This is a genomic window from Rappaport israeli, from assembly GCF_001888055.1.
Classification (GTDB): domain Bacteria; phylum Pseudomonadota; class Gammaproteobacteria; order Cardiobacteriales; family Cardiobacteriaceae; genus Rappaport; species Rappaport israeli.
Genome location: NZ_LXHZ01000004.1, coordinates 1 through 24853, shown reverse-complemented (window position 1 = coordinate 24853; position 24853 = coordinate 1). Strand labels below are relative to the sequence as shown.

The 24853-nt window shown below is 46.2% G+C and carries 18 protein-coding genes and 6 pseudogenes; 9 read left to right on the top strand and 15 right to left on the bottom strand.

Annotation, left to right across the window (positions count from 1 at the left end; all coding sequences use genetic code 11):
- Positions 1 to 14 precede the first annotated feature (14 nt).
- The 10 genes and pseudogenes from A5N84_RS00825 to dacB all read right to left on the bottom strand — a co-directional run bounded on the left by A5N84_RS00825 (position 15) and on the right by dacB (position 12622).
- Entirely contained in the window at positions 15 to 644 is a 630-nt protein-coding gene (locus tag A5N84_RS00825; protein ID WP_158008602.1) for a ferredoxin reductase domain-containing protein, read from the bottom strand.
- The gene (locus A5N84_RS00820) at positions 569 to 2197 is read right to left on the bottom strand and encodes a PepSY-associated TM helix domain-containing protein (RefSeq protein WP_072280904.1); all 1629 of its coding nucleotides are present in this window, start codon (positions 2195 to 2197) and stop codon (positions 569 to 571) included. Before A5N84_RS00820 ends, A5N84_RS00825 begins: the two co-directional genes overlap by 76 nt.
- A gap of 43 nt (positions 2198 to 2240) precedes the next feature.
- A complete protein-coding gene (locus tag A5N84_RS00815; RefSeq protein ID WP_078055496.1) occupies positions 2241 to 2753 on the bottom strand; it encodes a DUF2271 domain-containing protein in 513 nt (170 codons plus the stop codon).
- Between the two features lie 881 nt (positions 2754 to 3634).
- A pseudogene (lpdA, locus tag A5N84_RS13155) lies at positions 3635 to 5074 on the bottom strand (dihydrolipoyl dehydrogenase).
- Positions 5075 to 5180: 106 nt separating this feature from the next.
- A complete protein-coding gene (gene sucB, locus A5N84_RS00805; protein ID WP_072280903.1) occupies positions 5181 to 6425 on the bottom strand; it encodes a dihydrolipoyllysine-residue succinyltransferase in 1245 nt (414 codons plus the stop codon).
- Between the two features lie 22 nt (positions 6426 to 6447).
- Positions 6448 to 9290: pseudogene (locus tag A5N84_RS00800) on the bottom strand (2-oxoglutarate dehydrogenase E1 component).
- 115 nt (positions 9291 to 9405) lie between these two features.
- The gene (locus A5N84_RS00795; protein WP_072280902.1) at positions 9406 to 10413 is read right to left on the bottom strand and encodes a TAXI family TRAP transporter solute-binding subunit; all 1008 of its coding nucleotides are present in this window, start codon (positions 10411 to 10413) and stop codon (positions 9406 to 9408) included.
- Positions 10414 to 10450: 37 nt separating this feature from the next.
- Complete coding sequence (locus tag A5N84_RS11160) at positions 10451 to 10900, bottom strand: L,D-transpeptidase family protein (protein WP_233119789.1); 450 nt, start codon at positions 10898 to 10900, stop codon at positions 10451 to 10453.
- On the bottom strand, positions 10897 to 11187 hold the full coding sequence (locus A5N84_RS11155; RefSeq protein ID WP_072280900.1) for a hypothetical protein: 291 nt from the start codon (positions 11185 to 11187) through the stop codon (positions 10897 to 10899). The genes A5N84_RS11160 and A5N84_RS11155 overlap by 4 nt, the downstream gene beginning before the upstream one ends.
- A gap of 10 nt (positions 11188 to 11197) precedes the next feature.
- On the bottom strand, positions 11198 to 12622 hold the full coding sequence (gene dacB / locus A5N84_RS00780; RefSeq protein ID WP_072280899.1) for a D-alanyl-D-alanine carboxypeptidase/D-alanyl-D-alanine endopeptidase: 1425 nt from the start codon (positions 12620 to 12622) through the stop codon (positions 11198 to 11200).
- Between the two features lie 186 nt (positions 12623 to 12808).
- Here dacB and yjgA point away from each other — a divergent pair.
- Both yjgA and hemW read left to right on the top strand, forming a co-directional pair.
- Positions 12809 to 13254, top strand: a pseudogene (yjgA, locus tag A5N84_RS11145) (ribosome biogenesis factor YjgA); the annotation flags it as partial.
- Positions 13251 to 14411 (top strand): radical SAM family heme chaperone HemW, encoded by a 1161-nt coding sequence (gene hemW, locus A5N84_RS00770; protein WP_072280898.1) that lies wholly within the window; start codon positions 13251 to 13253, stop codon positions 14409 to 14411. The pseudogene yjgA and the gene hemW, both read left to right, overlap by 4 nt.
- Before the next feature lie 231 nt (positions 14412 to 14642).
- On the opposite strand, the pseudogene A5N84_RS00765 reads toward hemW, so the two are convergent.
- From A5N84_RS00765 to A5N84_RS11140, 4 genes and pseudogenes are all read right to left on the bottom strand, one after another.
- Positions 14643 to 16173, bottom strand: a pseudogene (locus tag A5N84_RS00765) (catalase).
- Between the two features lie 201 nt (positions 16174 to 16374).
- Positions 16375 to 17652, bottom strand: coding sequence for an HlyC/CorC family transporter (locus tag A5N84_RS00760; RefSeq protein WP_078055495.1), 1278 nt, complete (start codon positions 17650 to 17652; stop codon positions 16375 to 16377).
- A gap of 9 nt (positions 17653 to 17661) precedes the next feature.
- Entirely contained in the window at positions 17662 to 18357 is a 696-nt protein-coding gene (locus A5N84_RS00755) for a cytochrome C assembly family protein (protein WP_233119788.1), read from the bottom strand.
- The gene (locus tag A5N84_RS11140) at positions 18306 to 18449 is read right to left on the bottom strand and encodes a hypothetical protein (protein ID WP_233119787.1); all 144 of its coding nucleotides are present in this window, start codon (positions 18447 to 18449) and stop codon (positions 18306 to 18308) included. Before A5N84_RS11140 ends, A5N84_RS00755 begins: the two co-directional genes overlap by 52 nt.
- Positions 18450 to 18520: 71 nt before the next feature.
- Here A5N84_RS11140 and ffh point away from each other — a divergent pair.
- The 3 genes and pseudogenes from ffh (at position 18521) to zapE (ending at position 22070) form a co-directional block, all read left to right on the top strand.
- Positions 18521 to 19877: pseudogene (gene ffh, locus A5N84_RS00750) on the top strand (signal recognition particle protein).
- A 131-nt stretch (positions 19878 to 20008) separates the two neighbouring features.
- Positions 20009 to 20929, top strand: a complete 921-nt coding sequence (locus A5N84_RS00745; protein ID WP_072280897.1) for an HAD-IIA family hydrolase — start codon at positions 20009 to 20011, stop codon at positions 20927 to 20929.
- Between the two features lie 14 nt (positions 20930 to 20943).
- Positions 20944 to 22070, top strand: a pseudogene (zapE, locus tag A5N84_RS11130) (cell division protein ZapE).
- Positions 22071 to 22165: 95 nt separating this feature from the next.
- Here the strand turns inward: zapE and A5N84_RS00735 are convergent.
- Positions 22166 to 22534, bottom strand: a complete 369-nt coding sequence (locus A5N84_RS00735; protein WP_072280896.1) for a hypothetical protein — start codon at positions 22532 to 22534, stop codon at positions 22166 to 22168.
- A gap of 241 nt (positions 22535 to 22775) precedes the next feature.
- Between A5N84_RS00735 and A5N84_RS00730 the strand changes: the two genes are divergently transcribed.
- The 4 genes from A5N84_RS00730 to A5N84_RS00715 all read left to right on the top strand — a co-directional run bounded on the left by A5N84_RS00730 (position 22776) and on the right by A5N84_RS00715 (position 24809).
- Positions 22776 to 23156: a roadblock/LC7 domain-containing protein gene (locus tag A5N84_RS00730; RefSeq protein WP_158008601.1), complete on the top strand. Its 381-nt coding sequence runs from the start codon at positions 22776 to 22778 to the stop codon at positions 23154 to 23156.
- A complete protein-coding gene (locus A5N84_RS00725) occupies positions 23153 to 23632 on the top strand; it encodes a PAS domain-containing protein (protein WP_072280894.1) in 480 nt (159 codons plus the stop codon). Before A5N84_RS00730 ends, A5N84_RS00725 begins: the two co-directional genes overlap by 4 nt.
- 28 nt (positions 23633 to 23660) lie before the next feature.
- A complete protein-coding gene (locus A5N84_RS00720) occupies positions 23661 to 23981 on the top strand; it encodes a roadblock/LC7 domain-containing protein (RefSeq protein ID WP_198923694.1) in 321 nt (106 codons plus the stop codon).
- A gap of 78 nt (positions 23982 to 24059) precedes the next feature.
- Positions 24060 to 24809 (top strand): PhnD/SsuA/transferrin family substrate-binding protein, encoded by a 750-nt coding sequence (locus A5N84_RS00715; protein WP_072280893.1) that lies wholly within the window; start codon positions 24060 to 24062, stop codon positions 24807 to 24809.
- Positions 24810 to 24853 lie beyond the last annotated feature (44 nt).

Sequence of the window (24853 nt, the reverse complement as noted above, 5' to 3'; positions counted from 1 at the left end):
CCTAACAATTTTTATCAATAAATATCTTCTAACAAACGATTTTGCCGCCTTAGCTCATCAAGCGTTAGCCCAACAGCCTGCGCACAAACCGCTAATTCCACACACACCGCAGCCGCCATCTCACGACCACCACAAATCATCACCACAGCCCCTGCACGCAAACGCTCTATCAAATGCGAACGCTCACGCGCCACCACCGCCTGCACATACTCTTTTGCCTTCACACGCGACCATGCTGGATAAAATCCAGATAAACGCCCATCAGCAAGCCAGCTTACAATCTCATCGCCATACAGCCCATCCACCTCAGGCTGCCGCCCACCCCAAAATAAATCCAAGGCGCGTCCAGAATGGTTATGCCGAATCATTCCCACAAAAGGCGCAATCCCCGTCCCCGCACCAATCATCACCACCGCCCCTTTTTTAGGCAAATGAAACCGCGGATTGCGCACCACCACCCCTTCAACCGCCTCCCCCAAAGAGAGATGACACAACCAAGGCGAACACAATCCACCTTGCTGATAACGCACACAAATCTCCACCGCATCATCATATTTAGAATGCGAGCCTAAGGAATACAACCTTGGCACCGCACAATCAGGCACATAAACCGCCAACCAATCCCCTGGTTCATGCTTAGGCATACGCCCAGCGCCCAAACGCAACACCGCCAACGGCACATTAAGCGCCTCCCCATAAAGCGTTTTCTCCTTAAGATAAAAAGTCTGCGTTTTCGGACGTTTAGGCACATAGTCCACCACCAACGAATGCCCCAAACACCGCCCCACTTCAGCACACCACGACGTAAACGCCTGCGAGGACTGCTTATCAATATATCCAAGCGGCAACATTGCTCCCCACAACGCTCAGCCACCGCCAAAGCCACCTGTTCACCAAAAGCACAGAACTTCACAAAGGCGCGGTCTCCAAAAGCCAATGTTGCATGGCGTAAACCCTCAGTAGGTTCAAACGCCGCTAAACGCGTTAAAAATCGCGTCGCTGACTGTGGCGCATCCCCATCCCCATAAGTAGAAGTTAACAACAACAGCGTCTCAAGTTTTGGATAATGCCCCCCCAGCGCATTCATCTCAATGGTGCGCACCTGTTCACCCGCCACATGCAATGCCTCATGCAACGCCTTGGCAAATCCCCAAGTACTCCCCCCCTCAGAACCAACCAGCAATAACACCGTCGCTTCAGCTGCAGAAGCCTGATGCGGTAAACGTCCACCCCCCAATTTTCGCCCACGCCACCAAACCATCACACCCGTTACCACAAAATAAGGCACACTCAACGCCACCAGCAACAGCACCACCGCCCACCAAGGCGAACCTTCGCCCGTATGTAGCAATAACACCCAATCCATCACACGCGCTAGAAATGGCAAAGCCTCACGCGATAAAACATCGCCTGTAAATTGGTCAATAAACACATATTCACGGTCAGTCTGCACCGTCCACACATCAAACCAATCCTCAGCAATCGGATAAATCACCTCACGCACAGACGCCATCTGAATCTCTTGCAGTCCGTGCAAAGTCCAAGGCTCAACCGCCTCCAACTCCTGCAAACTTTCAGGATAAGCAGGTGGTTTATCCGCCCCAGCAGAGACCAAATCAAACGTTACCGCAGATAACCAAAGCGCCGTTATAGTCGTTATCAGCAATGGCAACAATGCCAAGCGCCCAAGCGCTGAATGCGATTGCCCAGCGCCCTGCCAAGACATTGGCGCAAATAATTGCCTCACCCCACCTAAACGCCGTAAAAGCAACGCCACCCCACTCACCGCTAAAACCAACATCACCAACGCACCCAAGGCAGGAAAAATCCGCCCATTTTCTCCAAGTAGCAATGAACGATGCAATTTGCGCAACCATACATAGCCCTCTGGCTCTTTTTGCTCACGCAACAAAGCGCCCGTTTGCAACGACAATCCCTGCTCTTGTAAACGGTTATTCTTGCTATAAGACAATTTAGCTTCACCCGAAACAGAAACAGATAACCGCTGGGGTGTAATGCGTGGCTGCGCCTTAGCAATCTGCTCAATGACCGCCGCCACACTCATCTCTTTAGCCCCAGCAGGTAAACGATAGGCATCATAAAGGGGTTTTGTCGCCAACAAAGCGCCTGAAACCGCCAATACTAATACCAACACCGCCAAAGCCAATCCCAGCCATGAATGAATACGACGCCACATCAGAACATCACCCCATTACAAAACAACATGCCAATCAACAAACTTATTCCCACTTAAAGCGCAAATAGCGCACATAACCCGTCCCAGGAATTTTCTCTTTCATCTTCTCACTAGATAAAGGCGCTTCTACATCGGTTGGGAAGTTGTTTTGATCTTCAACCGAACTATCCACCCGCACCTGATACCCCTTATCCAAAATCTCATCTTCTAACTCAATGCGAATCAATGCTCTATCTCCAGGTGCGGTTGACGCGCCTGTAATCGCATCCAAATCCTGTGGCGCGCGCCCTAAATACTTCCACCAACGCGGCTGGTCTCTATACCAACGCTCCTCCTCACCAGAGACCCAAAGCGTGCGAACATAGCGCCCCTGCTCATCAACCAAATACATCGCAAAATAAGCATTTTCACCTTCATAATCATTAAGCTGAACCAAAAAAGTCCCTTCAGCAGCCACCGCTACAGAACCCAAAGCGCCCGATGCCAACACTCCAAATAGCAATGCCTTTTGCATCGCGCCAACCAAAGGTAGACGAGAACCCAAAGCTTTTGACATATCAACCTCCCTTAAAAAATAACAAAAAACAACCCAGCAGCTTGTACAAAACACTTGCACAAGCTTAAAAAGCCTTACATCTACAGTTCAATCCATGCCACCAATGGCTTATCACACAGCCTTATCTTAAGCAAAGAAAATCCAGCGACGCAAAAACTGGCGCACAATATAGACAAAAGTAAACAAGAATTCAAATAAAAATTATTCTTACTTATAAAATAAAACCTCCGTCTCATTTTTTAAAAAACAACCAATCTACCCCAGAAAAATATTCTGACGCTTTTTTATAACCATACGCCACAATCACGCGCTTAATATCAGTTTTGCCTAACACGCGCCATTGCCCAGCTAGCGCCTTTAATCTGGCTAAAAAGTCAGCGCAAATGCTCTAATATGGGCGCTGTTGCGCCCCCATCCAATTAACTTCTATTGTTATTTTTAATTATCAGCTTAGCGTTATATTTTTAAACACCAGCAAACTACAACATAAACCCTAAATACAGTCTCTTAACTTCAAATGAGATTATTCTAAGCGCTTCTCCTGACAAAATGTGTATCTCTAAGTCTCATTTTGAAGTTAAGGTACTATATCAATGAATCACAATATCTGCATATTCGCCAGCTTAAGCTGAAACACAAAGATTGAGTATTGTTTAAAGCGCTTGTCGTAGCGATATTTTTTAGCGGTAGAGGTTCACAAAAGGCGGGGATTTGAGTGATTATGGATGGCAAAATTTCGCACCATAACCATTTAATTAGGGGCAATTCACCGCTTCTTTAATCAGTCAATACTTGTTTTTTACATAAAAAAACGGCGCTAAGGTTAGCCTTAACGCCGCTCTACCGCCAAAACGGTTTTATCTAAAATTTTTTTAAACAGATTATTTCTTTTTCACATTCACCTTATGCAAGGCATGCCCTGAAACCGCCAACGCAGCTTCATGAATCGATTCTGATAACGTTGGGTGGGCGTGCATAATGCGCGCAACATCTTCACTAGCGGCATAAAACTCCATCGCAACAATCAATTCATGAATCATTTCTGAGGCATTAGCGCCAATAATATGCGCGCCTAAAATTTCATCGGTTTGTGCATCTGCAAGGATTTTCACAAATCCCGCCTCAGCATTCATTGCTTTAGCGCGCCCATTGGCAGCAAAAGGAAATTCACCCTTAACATAATCAATCTGCGCCTCTTTAAGTTGCGCCTCAGTTTGCCCCACCCACGCCATCTCAGGATGCGTATAAATGACTGACGGAATCACATCATAACGCACATGCCCAGCCTGAGCGTCAATCAATTCCGCAACCATCACGCCTTCTTCACTCGCCTTATGCGCCAACATCGCCCCACGCACACAATCACCAATCGCATACACCCCATCAACCCCTGTAAAACAATGCTCATCCACCTCAATAAATCCGCGCTGATTAAGCTTCACCCCACAATCCTCACTAAGCGCATTTTCAGTATTAGGTTTGCGCCCAACCGCCACCAATAGCTTATCGACCACCAACTGTTGCTCACCCTCTTTGGTTTCATAACGCACCGTAACCGCATCATCTTCTACCTCAGCTCGGGTAACTTTAGCGCCTAGCTCAATATTAAGCCCCTGCTTTTTAAAAATTTTTGCCGCTTCTTTTGCCAATTGCGCATCAGCAAAAGGCATAAACGCCTCCGCTGCCTCCAAGATGGTTACCTCAGCCCCTAGCGCCTGCCACACACTGCCTAATTCCAAACCAATTACCCCCGCGCCAATAACCCCCCAAACGCTTAGGCACTTCTTGAAACTCAAGCGCACCAGTAGAGCTAACAATAAATTTTTCATCAACAGGCGCTGCCGCAATTTCTATAGGTTTTGAACCAAACGCTAATACCACCGCTTTTTTAGCTTTAAGCGTAAGCGTCTTTGCATCATGCGTTTGCACTTCAACGACCTTATCTTTTTTAAGCTGACCCCTACCTTGAATCCATTCAATTTTATTGGCTTTAAACAGCTGCGCAATCCCACCTGTTAATTGCGATACAATATTATTTTTCCGCTCAAGCATCTTCTTTAAATCAAACGATAAATCAGAGGCTTCAATACCATGTATTGCAAATTGCGTTTGCGCCTTATGAAATAATTCTGATGATTCCAATAACGCTTTAGATGGAATACATCCCACATTCAAACAAGTCCCCCCAAACGCGGCTCATCCGCCCCATCACGCCACATCTCCACACAAGCCGTTTGATACCCCAACTGCGCCAAACGAATTGCCGCCACATAGCCAGCTGGCCCTCCTCCAATTACCACCGCATCAAATTCTTTACTCATGAACAATCCTCCAACAAAATAACACCAAACCCAAAAAGCCTCCTCACAAACTAGAGAACTTTTTGGGTAAGGTCAAAACGCAACAACAATGTATTAATCCAAAATGCTAAACGTTTAACAACATCCGCGCGGGGTCTTCGATTAAGTTTTTAATAGTAACCAAAAATCCAACCGCCTCGCGTCCATCAATAATACGGTGGTCATAACTAAGCGCCAGATACATCATTGGGCGAATCACAATCTCTCCTTTTTCAATCACCGCACGCTCAACAATATTATGCATCCCTAAAATAGCGCTTTGTGGTGGATTTAAAATTGGCGTGGACATCATCGAACCAAAAATTCCACCATTAGTAATTGAAAAAGTTCCGCCTGTTATCTCTTCTAGCGTTAAAGAGCCTTCTTTTGCCTTAGAGGCAAAATCAGCAATTCCTTGTTCGATATCAGCAAAACCTAATTGCTCACTATTGCGCAAAATCGGCACAACCAAACCACGCGGACTTGATACCGCAATGCCAATATCATAATAATTGTGATAAATAATATCCTCACCATCAATGGCCGCATTAACCGCAGGAAACGCTTTTAGCGCCTCCACAGCAGCCTTAACAAAAAACGACATAAAGCCCAATTTAATATCATATTTACGCACAAATTGGTCTTGATACTGCTTGCGCAAATCCATAATCGGCTTCATATTCACTTCATTAAACGTTGTGAGCATCGCCGTTGATGATTGCGCCTGCATTAACCGCTCTGCAATGCGCTTACGCATTCGCGTCATAGGCACCCGCTCCTCCTGACGCGATCCACCGCTTGAAATATGCTTTTGCATATCTGCTTTCGTTACACGTCCGCCACGCCCACTACCTGAAACCTCACTCGATTTAATATCGTTTTCAATCCCTAATTTACGCGCAGCTGGTGAAGCGTTTTTATCTTCTGAAGATTTTTTATCCTTTTGATTCTCTTTATCTGACTTAGCTTTTTTATTGTCTTTATCTTTTTTATCTGACTGATCTTTTGACTTTTCTTTTGCATCAGACTGACTATCTTTTTTCTCTTGAGAAGAGGAATTCTCTTCACCTTCATCATCTTCATCGGCAGGTCTCTCACCCGCCTCAATCTTAGCCACAACCTCACCACTACCAACGGTTGCGCCATCTTCTTGCACAATTTCTTTTAGCGTTCCAGAAACAGGCGCAGGCAATTCCAACACCACTTTATCTGTTTCAAGGTCAACTAAATTCTCACCCTCTTCAACATAATCCCCCACTTTTTTATGCCAATCGACCAACGTCGCATCTGCAACCGACTCAGGCAATTCAGGAACTTTTACATCTATACTCATATAAACCTCTTTTGACTTTTCTTTAAGATACTTTTAATGCTTCATCAACCAATGCCGCCTGCTCAGCATTATGCACTTTTGTATAGCCTGCTGCTGTAGAAGCAGACTCCTCGCGCCCAATATAATGCAAGCGACGGCTACCTAATTCATCCAAGGTTGATTCTAAAACTTTCAACCATGCGCCCTGATTGCGTGGTTCTTCCTGAACCCACACATATTGCGCCTGTTCTGGATATTGCGCCAAAATCTCTTTCACCTCTTTTAGCGGGAACGGATAAAGTTGCTCCAAACGAATCAACACTACATCTGAAATCTTATCTTCACGACGTTTTTGCAATAAATCGTAATAAACCTTACCCGAGCATAGCACCACACGGCGCACCTTATCAGCGACAATATCCGCATTAATCTCACCAATAACCCGCTCAAATTGACCCTCCGCCAAAGCCTCCATCTCACTAACAGCTAATTTATGACGCAACAACGACTTAGGCGACATTACAATCAATGGCTTACGAAACTCACGCAACACCTGCAAACGCAACAAATGGAAAATCTGCGCTGGTGTAGTGGCATCGCCACAATCATATTATCCTTGGCGCATAATTGCAGAAAACGCTCCAAACGCGCGGAAGAATGCTCAGGACCTTGCCCCTCATATCCGTGCGGTAACAACATCACCAATCCACAATAACGCCCCCATTTGGTCTCTCCTGAAGCAATAAACTGGTCAATAATCACCTGTGCTGCGTTTGCAAAATCACCAAACTGCGCCTCCCACACAATCAACCCCTTAGGTTCAGCGGTTGCATAACCATATTCAAATCCCAAAGCGCCCATCTCAGAAAGTAGCGAATCAATAACTCTAACCGAGGGTTGATTATCCTTTAAATACGCCAAGGGCAAATAGCTCTCGCCTGTTTCTTGGTCGTGCAAAACAGCATGGCGGTGTGAAAAAGTCCCTCTTCCAGAATCCTCACCTGAGAGACGCACCAAATAGCCTTCATCTAAAAGAGTGGCATATGCCAAATTCTCCGCCGCCCCCCAGTCCAGCGCTTGCTTTCCTGCAATCATATCGCGACGCGTTGCTAATATCTTATTTACAATCTTATGCGCTTTAAACGACTCTGGCGCTGAGAAAGTCTTCTCCCCCAATGCTTGCAAGCGCGCCAAATCTACCTTGGTATCCACTGCCTTTTCCCAGTCTTGATGGCGAAGCGCTTTCCATTCTTGCGCTAATTTATCTTTATTTTCATCAATTTGCTCAGCTAGCGCGACACTTTCGCCATTAGCCAACCGCTCCTGATAATCTTCTTGCAAAGTTTGCAACGTTTGTTTTTCAATTATCCCCTCCTCGAGGAGCTTTTGAGCATAAACCTCTGCAGGAACAGGGTGATTACGAATTTTTTGATACATAATTGGTTGCGTTGCCGATGGTTCATCTGCCTCGTTATGCCCCAAACGGCGATAGCAAACCAAATCGATAAATACATCTTTTTGAAAACGCAATAAATACTCAATGGCTAAACGTCCTGCAAACACCACCGCTTCAGGGTCATCACCATTGACATGAAAAACTGGCACCTGAGTTGATTTAGCAATATCCGTGCAATACATCGATGAGCGCGCATCCTCTAAATTAGACGTTGTAAATCCAATTTGATTATTCACCACAATATGCACAGAACCGCCTACTTGATACCCGCGCAACTGCGCTAACTGCAACACTTCCTGATTAATTCCCTGTCCAGCCAATGCCGCATCGCCATGAATTAAAATAGGCACCGCACGATTAGCCACCTCAAGTATATTCACTTCGTTTGCTGATTTTTCTTTTTCTTTCATACGCTGACGCTCTAAACGTGCGCGCGTCGAGCCCATTTGCACTGCATTAACAAATTCCAAATGCGATGGATTGTATGCCAAAGAAATATCCAAAGTGCCTTTATCTGTCTGCATGCGTGATGAAAAGCCCATATGATACTTCACATCTCCACTGCGATTTTTTGCTGGCTCAAATTTTCCCTCAAACTCATCAAATAGCGCCTGAGGCGTTTTGCCTAATATATTAATCAACATATTCAAGCGCCCACGGTGCGCCATCGCAATGCCGACCTCTTCTGTCTCTCTATCACTTAAAATATCAATAATTGCCTGAGTAAGCGGAATTAACGCATCGCCCCCTTCTAGTGAAAAGCGTTTTTGCCCTACATAGCGACGATGCAAATATTTCTCCAAACCATCTGCGCGCACCAACTGCTTTAACAAGCGCTCTTTTTGTTTAGCGCTAAAATTAAACTCTCCCGCTGTCGCTTCCATCTGCTCAATAAACCAATCGTGCTCCTCTTTTTCCCAGACATGCCCAAACTCCAAACCAATATGATGGTTATAAGTTTTCTCAAGCTTAGCGATAAGCGTTTTAAGCGTCATCTGCTGTTGTCCAAAAGCGCCATCAACCTGAAAAGTTTTATTCAAATCATTTTCATCTAACCCATAGCGCTTAATCTCAAACTCTTCCATCCCACGGCGCTCACGAATACCCACTGGGTCAACCTCTGCGCTACGATGCGCACGATAGCGATACGCCGCAATCAAATTTAACACCGCAATTTGTTTTTGCATCTCAACTGAATCAACGCCCCCAGTCGCTGCAGGCAATTGCGCCAAATACGCAAATTTTTCCTGCACCGCCAAGCGCGAAACCTCTGAAGAACTATCTGCCTTAATTGTAGAAAAATAGCGTTGCCAATACTCACTCACCGCCTGTGGGTTTTGCAAATACTGCTCATACAGCTCCTCAACATAAGACGCATTACCACCGTATAGTCCAGACGATTGTTTAAAATCTTTAAATGATGTAGTCATAGTCAATCCAGTCTCGCGAAAAAATAAAAGATAGGCGGTAGTTTACGCGTTTATCTGCCCACTCTCAACGCATGCAAAAAAAATTATAAGTCCAAGTGATAATCAAACTACTCAACTAAAACCGTTTACCCACCTCATTATAGTAGCGCTTTGCGCCAGCATGCAATGGAATCCCAATACCATCAAGCGCATGCGACATTTCAAGCCCACCTACTGGCAATAACTGCTTAACCCAATAAGGATGATTTTCCTGCGTCCAAATCGCTTTAGTCATCGCATAAACCTGCTCCTTATCGGCAGCCTCTGTTGTAAGCCATAGCGCCATCACCGCAAGCGTTGGCACCGCCTTATTTACCCCACGATACGCCCCTGCTGGAATCTCGCGTTGCGTATAGTAGTTATTAGCGCTATTAGCTGTGAGCAAGCCATCACTAGATGCCCCATCCAGTGCAATCAAATCAATTGCCATCTTATCAGCTAGCTGAGCAATTGCAGGCGTAGGCACACCCCCAACAAAAAAGAAAGCATCCAGTTCAGCGTTTTCAAACTGAGCCAACGTCTCGCGTAAACTCAAAAAACTAGGAGTAAACTCGCCCTCTTCTAAATTAAATGCCTTAAGCATTTGACGAACATTTATCAAAGTTCCAGAATCTTTTGCCCCCATGCCCACACGCTTACCGCGCAAATCCGCCAGCGACGAAATCCCTGAATCTGCAGGCACAACCAAATGCAACAGCTCTGGATAAAAACTCGCAATAGCGCGCAAATTCTCCTGAGGAGGTTTTTTGTCATACAGCGCGGTTGCCGTATACGCCCAATACGCCAAATTTGACTGCACAAACGCCGAATCTACTTTCCCCTCTTGCAACAACACCAAATTTGCCTGCGACCCTTGCGAAGACAAATTCACAATCGTCGTTTGCTCTGCCCCACAATGCCCCCCCACCTCACAAGTAAGCCCACCAACAGGGCTAGACGCCAACGCCCCAATAATCGTTCCAAACAAATAATAAATGCCATTACTATAACCAGTTGCCAAGGTAAAAAAGCGCCCCTGCTCGGCAAGCGCCTCATTCTTATCTTGTGCCATCGCGCTACCTGCCATCAACGCCAACCCCAGCACACACACCCATTACGAAACCGCATACCTCTCCCCTAATCTAAAAATTGCGTTGACTGTTTAACACATCCAACTCATAACGCTTATCACGCACCAGCATTATTGGCGGCAAATGATACTGCTCAAAAAAATCATACGCGGGTTTTAACTGACGCCAAAAACCCAACCACTTACTGCCCTGATAAGCCAATAAATTCTCACGCGTCATTTTAAAAGGAAACACATGCACGGGCACTTCAGCCTGACCATGTTGCAACGCCTGCGCCACCAACGTATAAATCTCCTCAATCTGCTTATCCCCCATGGCATAACAACCAACCGACACACAATCACCATGCACCATCAAATAACTTCCCGTATAACCATGCGCGCGGTCAAACTCATTAGGAAACCCTAAATTAAACGACAAATGATAACGCGAATTTGGATTAAGCGCCTTGAGATTAACCGCATAAAACCCCTCAGGCGACTGTTTATCACCTGTTTTCAACTTAGGGCCCAATTCCCCTGAAAAAATACAAATTGGAAACTCACGAAAGCGCGCATACTCCCCGATGACTTCTTCAACCACACCTCCAGCACCGCCTCCTTCTTAAAAATCCGCACATACGCTGGCGCGCCCCATTCAAACCCCTTCAGCGCCATTTCATCTTTCACATGGCGCACCTCTTTAGGCGCTACTGCCTCCCGCGCCACCTCTGTTACAGGCAATTTTTGTACACCGCCCCCGCATCCTGCCAACACAACCCCCAATAAAAAAATCCAACCAAACCGCATTTCAAACCTCCTAACGTTCATACACCCAACGCAACACAGCATCTTGCATTGCCCGACTTTTTACCGCTGTTTTTCCATTTGCCAGCATCACCACCACATAATCACGCCCCGAACGCGCCTGCACAAATCCTGCAAACGCTCTCACCTGATTAATTGTTCCCGTTTTTCCAAATACTCGACCCTCCAACACCTCTCCACGATAGCGCTTACGCAACGTCCCAGACTCCCCTGCCACCGCCAAAGAGCGCATAAACGCCTCCCCCTTATCCGAATAATACAAACTACGCAACAACATCACCAACTGCGCCGCGCTCACCCGCGTTACCCGCGAAAGCCCCGACCCATTATCAACAATCATTCCACGCGTATCGACACCAAACGCCGAAAGCGTCTGCAAAAGCGCGGTTCGTGAACGTTGCAAAGTTGCTGGCTCTCCAAACACCTCTCCCCCAAGCGTCAGCAATAATTGTCGCGTCATCACATTATTACTTTCCTGATTCATCTTCTCGATTAAATCTGCCAGCGGTAATGATTCCCCCACATACACCAATTTTGCAGTTGAAGGCACCTTCGCCAACATTCCCTGCCCATCCACACTCCCCCCAAGCGCCTGCCATTGTTCTAAAAATGCATAATAAAACAGCTCACTTGCCTCCCCCATCGCCACCAACAACTCCTGCACCCCGCAGCGACGACTATAATTTCCCGTAACCTGCAACCTCACCATCCCCTGCGCATCGCGTAGCAACTCAAAAGACGGAGAAAACCCCTCACGATTACACGCCGCCTTATTCAGCACCCGCAACTCATCGACCACCTTCCAACTATTAATTTTAGGCACAAGCGACACCGCCACCCCTTGAGAACCCTCAGGCTCAAAACGCACCTTCAACGTGCGAAAATTCAACATCAACGCATCTGGAATCGCGTTATACGGCTGCCACCCCTGACCATCAAACGTTACCGCATCGCGCTCCTCCAAAGCCAGCGCAAACATCGAATTATCCAACACCAAATTCCCCGTAATATGACGTATTCCACTATCGCGCAACGCTCTAAGCATCGCCTCAAATCGCTCATCGACCAAAAACGGATCCCCGCCCCCCTTCACATACAGATTCCCCTCAACCACCCCCTGCGCATCAGGCAAAGCATCCACATAAAATTGCGTTTGCCAGCGAAAATCCTCTCCCAAGCGAATCAACCCCCCAGCAGTTGTCAACAACTTCGCCACAGACGCAGGATTACGTTGCTTAAACCCATTAATCTCCACCAACGGCACATCCGCATCCACCGCCTGCACCCACAGACTCACCTCCTCCCTATCGACGCCATAAGTTTTAAAAGCCTCATCAATAGCTGCTGGCACAGACAAAGACTGCGCCCACACCCCCTCCCACATCCACAGCAGACAAAAAATCCACAGCAACCGCATAAACCCTCCGAGCGCACAAAAAGCCTGCTATTATAGCGCCACCTAAATTTAGACAAATAAAAAATGAGCGACAAAAACCGAAAAAACCTATGACGAAGAAGGGCGCGTTATCCGCGATAACAAAAGCAACTCAAACGCGAACGCGAACAAACCAAAGCCTTCGCCCAAACCCTATTAAAACTCCCCAGTCAGCAATATCCACTACTACCAATTGACGCCCAACTCCAAGACGCCCTTATCTTAGGCAAACGTCTAACAGGCAACGCCTCAAGCGCCATCTAAACTACCTCACCCGTCTAATCATCGAACAAGACGAAACCGCCATTTTAAAAGCCCATCAACACATCAACCACGCCTATCTAAACGACCCACAAAAAAATCAACGCATTGACCACGAACTCAACCGCCTACTTAACAACGACCCCAATATTCTTAGTGAACTATTAGACCGCTATCACACCCTAGACCTACAATATATCCGCCAACTCACCCGCCAAGCGCAAAAAGCACCCCCTCAAACAACCGACACGCCCCCCACCATCAACAAACACCAACGCAAACTTAGAAAATATCTTCAAACCCTCCCCCTAAACTACACCCCCACTGACGAAACCCCAAACGACCCCACATGAACGCAACACAACAACCCCCCTTAAGCCTCTACATTCATATCCCATGGTGTATCCGCAAATGCCCCTACTGCGATTTCAACTCCCACAAACTCACCCAACCCATCGATGAACAACAATACATCCAACACCTCATCGCAGATTTTAATGCCGACTACCAACCCCACCAGCACCGCCCAATCCACAGCATCTTTTTTGGCGGCGGCACCCCCAGCCTCTTTAGCGCCAAAAGCCTAGAGATTCTCCTAAACCACCTCCAGCGCCATGCCAAACTAAGCCCAGAGTGCGAAATCACCCTCGAAGCCAACCCTGGCACCGCTGAACAACAACGATTTAGCGACTACCGCCAAATCGGCATAAACCGCCTTTCTCTAGGCATCCAAAGCTTTGATAAACAAAAACTCCACAGCCTAGGACGCATCCACAACAGCGACGAAGCCCACCGCGCCATCACACTCGCCCACCACGCAGGCTTTGAGCGCCTAAATCTCGACCTCATGTTCGCACTACCTGAGCAAAGCCCAGAGCAAATGCTCACAGACCTCCAACAAGCCATAGACTACCAACCCGAACACATCAGCTGGTATCAACTCACCCTAGAACCCAACACCCCCTTTTACCAAAATCCCCCACCCCTACCCAACGACGACCAACAAATCCAATTCTATGAACTCGGCAGCGCCTACCTCAAAAGCCACCACTATCAACAATACGAAACCTCAGCATGGACAAACAACCGCAAAAGCCAACATAATCTTAACTACTGGCAATTTGGCGATTACATCGGCATCGGCGCAGGGGCTCATGGAAAACTCACCCTTGCGGATAAAACCATCACTCGCACCAGAAAATACCGCGCCCCCACCGCCTATCAACGCGCAGGAAATAAATCCAATTACCAAAATCCATACCTTGACCAACACCTCATCATCAAAAAAGAAGACCAAGCCTTTGAATTTATGATGAACGCCCTACGTTTACAACAAGGCGTCCCCACCGACTATCTCAACACACGCACCCAACTCACCCACCACGACCTAAAACCCATCCTAGAACACCTCAGCACGCAAAAACTCCTTCATCCCAACTATCAACAGCACCTACAAACCACCCCACGCGGTTTTGCCTTGCTCAACGACGTCCTAACCGCTTTCCTCTAAGCCAAAACAACCTGCCCCTACTTATTAACTTGTTAAAAATACTAACAATCACCGCTTAATTTTTATCTCTAATTCACTATTAATCCTCATAGTGCCAAACTTAACCCATCAAAACCGCGCGCATAAAAAAAGGGGCTAATGCCCCTTCTCTCTGCCAGAAATCCTCGCCTATCTAACACATTTCATTAAATCCTCTGCAAGCCCTTTCTAGCAATCATCACAACCTGTTGATTATAAAAAGCTTGGCAAGCCTTTGGCAGGGTCGCTATCGCGCGCTTGTTGAGCCTCTTCAACACTCATTCCCAGCGCCGACGCCACCCCCTCTGCATACGCAGGTTCACAACGGTAGCAATTGCGAATATGACGATATTTAATAAAATCAGGCGCATCCCCCATCGCCGCCGCCGTATTCTCAAATAACGCCTGTTGCTGCGCCTTATTCATTAGATTAAACAGCGCCCGAGGTTGACTAAAATAATCCTCATCATCTTGTCTAAAATCCCAGTGCATCGCATCCCCACTAATTTTAAGAGGAGGCTCTGCATATTCTGGCTGCTCCTGCCATTGCTGGTAACTATTAGGCTCATAGTGCGGCAAACTGCCATAATTGCCATCCACTCGCCCCATTCCATCGCGCGCATTGCTATGGACAGGACAACGTGGTTTATTTACAGGAATCTGCTTATGGTTTACACCCAAACGATAGCGCTGCGCATCGGCATAGTTAAATAACCGCGCTTGCAACATCTTATCGGGCGAAACACCAATTCCTGGCACCAAATTACTCGGCGCAAATGCCGCCTGCTCCACATCGGCAAAAAAGTTTTCAGGATTTTTATTTAATTCAAATTCACCCACCTCAATAAGCGGATAATCCCCTTTAGGCCAAATCTTCGTCAAGTCAAACGGATGATAGGGAACCTTTTCCGCCTCAGCCTCAGGCATAATCTGCACATACATTGTCCATTTTGGATAATCTCCACGCTCAATTGCCTCATATAAATCACGTTGGTGACTTTCGCGGTCGCCAGCAATCACATTTGCCGCCTCAACGTTACTCAAATTATCAATTCCCTGCTGAGTACGGAAATGGAATTTAACCCAAAAACGCTCACCCTCTTTATTCCAAAAACTATACGTATGCGAACCAAAACCATGCATATGGCGATAAGATTTTGGAATCCCACGCTCACTCATCAAAATTGTTACCTGATGAAATGATTCTGGCAATAACGTCCAAAAATCCCAATTATTACGCGCAGAACGCAGATTAGTACGCGGGTCACGCTTAACTGCCTTATTTAAATCAGGAAATTTGCGCGGGTCACGCATAAAAAATACAGGCGTATTATTACCACCATATCCCAATTTCCCTCATCGGTGTAAAACTTCAGCGCAAAGCCACGAATATCGCGCTCTGCATCCGCCGCACCACGCTCCCCTGCCACCGTAGTAAACCGCGCAAACATCTCAGTTTTTTACCCACCTCACTAAAAATCGATGCCCGCGTGTATTGAGTAATATCGTTGGTCACCGTAAACGTTCCAAAAGCGCCCGAGCCTTTAGCATGCATGCGACGCTCAGGGATATTCTCACGCGCAAAATCTGCTAATTTTTCATTTAGCCATAAATCCTGCGCCAACAAAGGGCCTCGCGCCCCAGCGGTCAAACTGTTTTGATTATCTACAACTGGCGCGCCGCTGCTTGTTGTTAAATGTGTAACAGGGCATTTGTGTATCCCGTCTTTTTCTATATCATTCATGATGAACCTCTTTTTTCAATTGTTGTTAAATCGTGCAAAGCACCCTTTTTTCAGGTCAAATCATAGCATGATATTTTGATAAGTAAATCATTATTCGATTTTTGTTTTATAAAATTTATTTAAATCTAATTTTTGTCCATAAAAAAGCTCTTTAAGCCACCGCTTAAAGAGCCTCATAAGAATGCTTAAAATGCTAACGTCTTACAACTCATCCTCCAAATCCACCAACACCTCAACCTCTGCCAACTCCACCACCCCATCAGCAAAATCAATCACCCGCACCCGACACCCCTCCAATTCAATCTCTGTCCCAGGGGTTGGAAAATTTCCCAACGTTTCAATAATTAATCCACTTAATGTATTAGGGCCATCTAAAGGCAATTTTAATCCCAACTCACGATTGACCTGCCGCAAACTCATTCCCCCTTCCACCTCATATTTGCGCTCTTCACGGTGCACAATCTCAGGGGCATTTTTTTCATCTCCTTCATGCACCAAATCGCCCACGATATAGCCCAAAATATCCTCTAACGTAATCAACCCCTGAATATCTCCGTATTCATCCACCACCAACCCGCTGCGCGCTTTTTGCTGTTTAAAATTCACCAATTGAGTCCGCAATAACGTCCCCTCAGGCACAAATACACAAGGGCGCAAAACTCGAATCAACCCCTCTTTATTCAAACTCTTATCCAACAGCCCATCCATCACATCGCGCACATGCAACATTCCCTCCACATGCTCTAAATTATCGCGATAGGCAGGCAAACGCCCATAACGTGATTGCATAATTTGTTTAAAAATCTCCTCCCAATCATCATTTAAATCTACACCTTCTAAATCATTACGTGGCACCATCGCCTCTTCCACATAAATATCTTCTAACTCCAACACCCCAATGAGCATCTCCTGCCGTTCGGGAGAAATCGATTGTGAGGCAGAAAGAACAATACTTTTCATCTCTTCATTGGTTACCCCATCTTCTTGACTACTAATCGTACGAACCCCCAACGGACGCAATATCAACAACACCACCCCATTAATCAATACAACCAACGGATATAACAACTTCACCAAAAACGACAACACACCCGAGGCAGGAAAAGCAATCTGTTGGGGATGAAGCGCGGCATAAGTTTTTGGCGCAACCTCAGAGAAAATCAACACCAACACCGTTAGAATAATTGTTGAGAGCAACACCCCCAAATCCCCTAACAATCGAATACCAATAATGGTAGAAATCGAAGTTGCCGCAATATTGACAAAATTATTACCCAACAAAATTGTCCCCAACAAACGGTCAGGGCGCTTTAACAACTGCAAAACTCGCTTTGCGCGCGCATTACCCTCTTCTGCCTGATGGCGCAATTTATAGCGATTTAACGACATCATTCCTGTTTCTGAAGAGGAAAAAAAAGCCGACATCAACAAACATATCCCCAAAGCCACCACCAACACCCACAGCGGAACACTATCCACACTCACTCCTTAATTAGCCACAACAAACTGCAACACAATATTACTCACCACATAACCCACCAACAACAATCCATAACCCACCAACGCCCCATACATAACGCGCAAGCCCCGCTCATTTTTAAAAAAATAGCCCCACAGCACCCACACATATACCCCCCAAGATAACATCGTTAACACCGTCTTATGCCATAAATGCTGAGCAAATAAATCCTCCACAAACACCCAGCCTGTTGCTAACGACGCCCCCAAAAACACCACCCCAATAAACATCAACATAACAAACACCCGCTCCACCCCCACCAGCGAAAGCGCCTGCCCGCCGCGTGCTAACCGTTTTTGCTTCAAACGACTAAAAATCACCCCATATAACAGCGCATGCAACATGGCAATCGTCAACACCGTCCATGCCGCAATTGCGGTTAAAATATGCCACAGCATCCCCACTGGCAACGCACTTAAAAAAGCTTTCTCACTAACAAACACCAAAGGCAACACCACCATCAACGCATTAATCAAGGCAATCACCACCCCAGCCAGTGCCAACGACGCACGCCATAGCCACACCATCGCCAAACACGCCACCGACCAAGCAACAATCGACACCACATTAAACACCGACAAATTCAGCGTATTAAATTGTTTTACCGCCTCAATCAAACCAAAAGCATGCAACTGACAGGCAAAAACCAATCCCCCAACGCCCACATTGGATGCGCCCCACGACGCGCCACACGAAAAAACATCCCTGCTGCTATCAAATAAACACAAGAAACCAAAAGCGCCAGCCACATCTGCATAGCTAATCCTATTTTTATCCTGAGTAAAGCAGTTATAATACACCATTGACCGCCAAATGGATGCAACCAACATGTTTGATAATTTAAGCGACCGCCTACAAAGCACCATCAAAAAACTCAAAGGACAAAGCCGCATCAGCGAAGAAAACATCACTGCCGCCTTACGTGAAGTCCGCCTCGCCCTTATTGAAGCCGACGTCGCTCTGCCTGTCGTCAAAAGCATGATGCAAACCATCAAAGAAAAAGCCATCGGACAAGAAGTCAGCTTAAAACTTTCCCCAGATCAAGCTTTTTTAAAAATCGTTAAAAACGAACTCACCCAAGCCATGGGGGAAGAAAACAGCCGTTTAAATCTTGCCAGTCAACCTCCTGCGGTTATCCTAATGGCAGGATTACAAGGCTCAGGAAAAACCACCTCCACAGCCAAACTCGCCGTGCGCCTTATGCGCGAGAAAAAGAAAGTAGCGCTTGTCAGTGCAGACATCTACCGCCCTGCTGCCATACAACAACTCAAAACCCTCGCCAATCAAATTGGCGCAACTTTTATTGACTCAAGCCCCGAACAAGCCCCACAAACCATCGCCCAACAAGCGCTGGATTATGCCAAAAAACAATATTTTGACGTCTTAATTGTCGATACCGCAGGACGCCTACACATCGACAACCAACTCATGGACGAAATCCAAAGCCTACACACCATCCTAAACCCCATCGAAACGCTCTTTGTCGTAGACAGCATGACTGGGCAAGATGCCGCCAATACCGCCAAAGCCTTTAACGACACCCTCCCCCTAACAGGCATTATTCTCACCAAAACAGATGGTGATGCTCGTGGAGGTGCCGCACTTTCTATCCGCCATATCACAGGCAAACCCATCAAATTTTTAGGCATTGGCGAAAAAACCGACGCACTAGAACCCTTCCATCCTGAACGCATTGCCTCTCGCATCTTAGGCATGGGAGATGTTCTTGGCATGATAGAAGACCTAGAGCATCAAGTAGACGAGAAAAAAGCCCGACGCCTTGCCAAAAAAAATGATAAAAGGCAAAGGATTTGACCTTGAAGACTTCCGCGAACAACTCAACCAAATGCGCAACATCGACCTTAACAAAATGCTTGAAAAATTCCCAGGAATGAGCGCCATTCCCCAAAACATCAAAGACGAACATCTCAATCCTAAAAAATCGCGCGCCAAGAAGCCATAATTCTTTCTATGACCCCACAAGAGCGCGCTCATCCAGACCTTATCAAAGGCTCACGCAAACGGCGCATTGCTCAAGGATGCGGACTTGACGTTCAAGAAGTCAACCGCCTTCTCAAACAATTTAAAGAAATGCAAAAACAAATGAAAAAAAATGAAAGGCGGAAAATTCCAAAACATGCTCAAACGCGCAGGCGGTCTTCCCCCTAATGGATTTCCTTTTTAACACCAATCGCCCTCCCCCCTCAAAATCGCCAAACCTCTTTGGCGATTTTTTATCTCTCATAATCCAACACTCAAACCCACCCCAAAGCCATGCTATCATGCCCCACCATTTCAACCACAGCAGAGAAAACCATGCCTAATAACAACCCAGCCCTCAACACCTTTACACAATACCAAAGCATCCGCCACCGCTTACCCAGCGCCCCCAAAGCCACCCACCAACCAAAAACACGCCACAATATCCTAGAACTTAGCGACACTTACGACACCTTCCTATTTGATGCTTTCGGCGTATTAAACGTTGCTGACAAAGCCATTCCCAACGCCGCACAACACATCGCCAAACTCCGCCAACAAGGTAAAAATCTGTTAGTTGTCTCCAATGCCGCCACCTATCACAAACCTAAAATGGTCGAGAAATTCTCCCGCCTAGGATTTGACTTTAGCGCCAACGAAATCATCACCAGCCGAGATGCTCTATTAGAAGGCGTCCAAACCTACCCACGCGATATGCGCTGGGGCATCATTAGCGCCAAAGACGGACAAAACGACCTCGACGCCCTAGGGCTTAACTATCATTTTCATGACCACCCCAACTTTCTTCATAGTGATGGATTTCTCTTTCTCTCCAGCCACTCATGGGACGACGCCCAACAACAACGCTTCCTCAACGCCCTAAACCGCACCCCACGCCCCATTCTCCTTGGCAATCCCGACCTAACCGCCCCCATGGGCAGCCATACCTCCATTGAATCTGGCAGCTACGTTCTACTATTAGACGAACCATTATTTAACCACTGTCAAATTTTTGGCAAACCCTTCGCCAGTATTTACCATCTAGCTGAAAAACGCCTCCAACAACAAGGCAAAACCCTACACAAACCGCATACCCTCATGTGTGGCGACACCCTACACACCGACATCCTAGGCGCTGCCGCCTACGGCATTCACAGCGCCCTTATTACCAACCACGGCTTTTTTAAAAATCTCAATGCAAACGAATTCATTACCCAAAGCAACCTTATCCCCAATTACCTCATCCCCACCCTATAGACACCTAACAAATCATGAATTTACAAAACGCCTACCAACACTATCTCCAAGAACATCACTACCAATCCGACCCAGCTCAACTCGCCGTACTTGAACAAATGCAACGCATTGGCGAACAACTACAGCATTGGGACAAAACCCCTAACACCGAGCAAACAAATTTTTTCAGCAAATTATTTAAATCAAAACAACCACAAAAAAACATCCCATGGGTCAAAGGACTTTACTGCTATGGTGGCGTTGGGCGTGGCAAAACACTCCTCATGGATTTATTCTACAACCACCTCCCCACCCCAAGAAAACGCCGCCAACACTTTCATCACTTCATGCTTGAACTTCACAACCAACTCAACCAAACCTCCAACCAAGAAAACCCCATCAATCACATCATTCAAACCCTCGCACAAAAATCGACCTCCTCTGCCTAGATGAGTTTTTCATCAGCGACATCACCGACGCCATGCTCTTTGTGCGCTTATTTGATGCCATGAAGCGCCACGGCATCACCCTTGTTACCACCTCCAACATCGCCCCAGACAATCTTTATAAAAACGGACTTCAGCGCCAAAGCTTCCTCCCTGCCATCGAATGGATAAAAACCAACCTCATCGTCTATCACATCGAAGACGGCGAAGACTACCGCCAACGCCACTACAACCAAGACAACCTCTTCCTAACCCCCGACAACCCCAAAAACCGTCAGAAAATCACCGAACAACTCCAGCATCTCAATCACGACACCCCCCCACAAACCAACCTCCCCTTCCAAGCAGGTAGCCGAAAAATCCCCGCACTACAACACTATGCCAACGCCATCACCTTTGAATTCAACACTCTATGCGCAGGAAACTATTCTCAAAAAGACTACATCGAAATCGCCAAAACCTTCCCCTACGTCGCCCTATTAAACATCCCCATTTTAACCTCGGAAAACGAAGACGCCGCCAAACGCTTTCTTCTCCTGATTGACGAATTCTACGACCGCAACGTCAAACTTCTTATCACCAGCGCAACCCCCCCAGAAAACCTCTACCAAGGCAAACAATTGCGCTTTGAATTTCAACGTTTGCAAAGTCGCCTCTTTGAAATGCAAAGCCAACAATATTGGCAACAAGCCCACCAACAAGCGCCCAACTCCTAGACATAAAATAGACATAAAAAAAATCTAGGAAGCGAGAAAACTTCCTAGATTGCATTACTAACGGATTAGCCGTTTTTATCAGAAAAATCAAAAAACTATACTTGACCTTCTAAATCATTTAAGAAACAGCGTAAAGAGTGGCGCGCCATTGCCAAGTTGGCACGCTTACGGTCAAGCGCCAAATGCACAAAAATATCCTCACTGTCCTCAACAAAACAAACGATATGATACGTCTTACCCAAAGACAATAAGTTATCATCAACCTTATCCTCTAATTCCAACGTTTTAATACCAAAATCAATGGCTGAATAAAATTTTGAGCTTACCGCTGCATCAACTTCCACATCAGCACCCCCCACATACCCCATACTCATGCCACTTTTTGCATCAATCAAATTAACAGACAAAAAGCCATCCACCTCATCCTGCAAATTAGCCAACGCAGATTCAATTTTAGTTGCCATAAATCCTTCGAGTAAGTTATCAATTTCAATCCAACGTCCAGCATAAACGAGGCATCTTTAATAAATTAACAATATCTAATTAAATTATTTCTAATTGTGAATTGCGAATAAGTTCATTAAAATAAACACACACTAGTAACTAAATTTTTTATCATCTCAAATTTCATTCATACATTATAAAATATTTGTACTATGCTGAATTCTCCTTTGTACCCTCAACCTTTTAAGGTGCACTATGCGCATGAAGCTCATCCAACGAGTGCTCAAACGTCTCAATGATTCTTCTGAACAAATTGAGGCGTGCGCTTTGATTTCTTCCGACGGATTAATTATTAATTCCGCCCTCCCTAAACATATCGACGATGCCCACATTGGCGCAAAATCCGCCGCCCTCTTAGCCATTAGCGAGCGCGCCTGTTGCGAACTCAAGCGTGGCAACATTGAACAATTTGTTATTCAATGCGAAGGCGGATTTTTAATGGGGCAATACGTTGGCGATGAAGCCTTACTTACCGTTTTAGTCAGTTCAAATGGTAATCTTGGTAGATTATTTGTCAGCGTGCGAGACATTACCCACGCGCTCAACATATTACTCAAGGAAGTATACGATGACTATAAATGATATGCACCCCCAAACTTCCCGCCACCAAACACACCATAGACCTCTACCAAGCTGGCAAACGCGTTGTCTATGTAACCAACGAACATTTTCCCTTCCCTGAAGGTAAAATCATCGTCTCACGCACTGATTTAAAAGGCATCATCACCCACGTCAATCGTGCTTTTGTCGATATCAGTGGCTACCATAAAGAAGAACTCCTAGGGCAACCACATTCAATTTTAAGACATCCTCACATGCCCAAACAGGCCTTTGCTGATTTATGGCAAACGATAGAAAAAGGCAACAAATGGAATGGATATGTTAAAAATCTACGCAAAGATGGTGGGCATTATTGGGTCTATGCGACCGTCATCCCAAATATTCGCCACGGCAAAATTATCAGCTACACCTCCGTAAGACGTAAAATATCCCCCGCTAAAATCAGAGAATACACCCAGATCTACGCCAAAATGCTCGCCGAAGAACTAGAACTCTAAGCCCAACTATAACAATAAAGGAAACGAAATGAATACTGAAAAAATCCAAACCCTGTTAGGCGAGCTCAACGTAGAATCTACTGATATCCAAGCTTCCGCCCTTATTTCCATAGATGGACTCATGCTTGCTTATGCTTTTTCCAACAAAATTGAAGAAGACATTGTTGCCGCCACCTCTGCCGCCCTTTGCGCCCTAAGCCAACGCATTGCCAAAGAACTGTCTCGCGGAGCAATAGAACGTCTTTTTATTCAAGGAGAGCAAGGCTATATCCTCATGGAAAGCGTCGACGAAAACACCGTTTTAACCGTACTCGCCAAACCCAATGCCCAATTTGGACTTGTTTTTTAGACATGAAACGCAGCGCCAAAAAACTCAAAGCCATCCTCTGCCCCCAAAACGCCTAACCTGCCAACAAAAGGAGACCTTATGAGCCACGTTAACCTCCTCCTCACACCCGACATCGCCCCCCAACATTTTGCTGGCTGGTACATTCTAAACACCCAACTACAAAAACTAACTGGCTATCAAATTCGCCTAACCATCGCCTCCTCAAGGCAAGAACAATTTCAAGCCATCGAACAAGGCAATATCGACCTAGTCTACGCCAACCCCTTTGATAGTAGCGAACTCGTACGCCAGAAAAATTATCAAGCCCTTGCCAGCCCCATCGAAAAATCCAATGAAATCATCATTGCCAGCGCCGCTCATAGCTCTATCACCCAACTTAAGCAACTAAAAAAAGGACACCGAATCGCCATCGCTGGCAACAAAGACATCAAACTCATCGGACTACGCCTACTTGAAGCCATAGACCTAAGCGAAGACCAACTCACATGGATAGAAGCCCCCAACTATCAAGCCGCCGCTCGATTAGTCATTGACAACAAAGCCGAAGCCACCTTCCAGCTAGCAGAAAACTACCATCAATTTAGCAAACTTACCAAAATAAGACTCCATCCCCTCATCGAAAGCGCCCTAGATGATATCCACCACGCCCTACTCACCCAAACCCACAACCCAGCCAGCAAAAGCATCCAACAAGCCCTAATCAAACTCAGCAACGACCCCAGCAAACAATCAATTTTCAAGGAAATTGGCATCCCCAAAGGCTTTAAAGCCATTGAGCAAGAAAATATCGAATTCATGATAGACATCATCGACACCCTCATCGATTAACCCAACCAACAAGGGGCAATTGCCCCTCATCTATCCGCTACCGC

Excerpts from the sequence above, each read along its gene's own strand:
- A5N84_RS00725 (WP_072280894.1), top strand. The coding sequence starts at position 23,153 with ATGATATGCACCCCCAAACTTCCCGCCACCAAACACACCATAGACCTC.
- A5N84_RS11140 (WP_233119787.1), bottom strand. The coding sequence starts at position 18,449 with ATGCAGATGTGGCTGGCGCTTTTGGTTTCTTGTGTTTATTTGATAGCA.
- A5N84_RS00720 (WP_198923694.1), top strand. The coding sequence starts at position 23,661 with ATGAATACTGAAAAAATCCAAACCCTGTTAGGCGAGCTCAACGTAGAA.
- sucB (WP_072280903.1), bottom strand. The coding sequence starts at position 6,425 with ATGAGTATAGATGTAAAAGTTCCTGAATTGCCTGAGTCGGTTGCAGAT.
- A5N84_RS00815 (WP_078055496.1), bottom strand. The coding sequence starts at position 2,753 with ATGTCAAAAGCTTTGGGTTCTCGTCTACCTTTGGTTGGCGCGATGCAA.
- hemW (WP_072280898.1), top strand. The coding sequence starts at position 13,251 with ATGAACGCAACACAACAACCCCCCTTAAGCCTCTACATTCATATCCCA.
- A5N84_RS00825 (WP_158008602.1), bottom strand. The coding sequence starts at position 644 with ATGCCTAAGCATGAACCAGGGGATTGGTTGGCGGTTTATGTGCCTGAT.
- A5N84_RS00730 (WP_158008601.1), top strand. The coding sequence starts at position 22,776 with ATGAAGCTCATCCAACGAGTGCTCAAACGTCTCAATGATTCTTCTGAA.
- dacB (WP_072280899.1), bottom strand. The coding sequence starts at position 12,622 with ATGCGGTTGCTGTGGATTTTTTGTCTGCTGTGGATGTGGGAGGGGGTG.
- A5N84_RS00745 (WP_072280897.1), top strand. The coding sequence starts at position 20,009 with ATGCCTAATAACAACCCAGCCCTCAACACCTTTACACAATACCAAAGC.
- A5N84_RS00820 (WP_072280904.1), bottom strand. The coding sequence starts at position 2,197 with ATGTGGCGTCGTATTCATTCATGGCTGGGATTGGCTTTGGCGGTGTTG.
- A5N84_RS00735 (WP_072280896.1), bottom strand. The coding sequence starts at position 22,534 with ATGGCAACTAAAATTGAATCTGCGTTGGCTAATTTGCAGGATGAGGTG.
- A5N84_RS11155 (WP_072280900.1), bottom strand. The coding sequence starts at position 11,187 with ATGCGGTTTGGTTGGATTTTTTTATTGGGGGTTGTGTTGGCAGGATGC.
- A5N84_RS00715 (WP_072280893.1), top strand. The coding sequence starts at position 24,060 with ATGAGCCACGTTAACCTCCTCCTCACACCCGACATCGCCCCCCAACAT.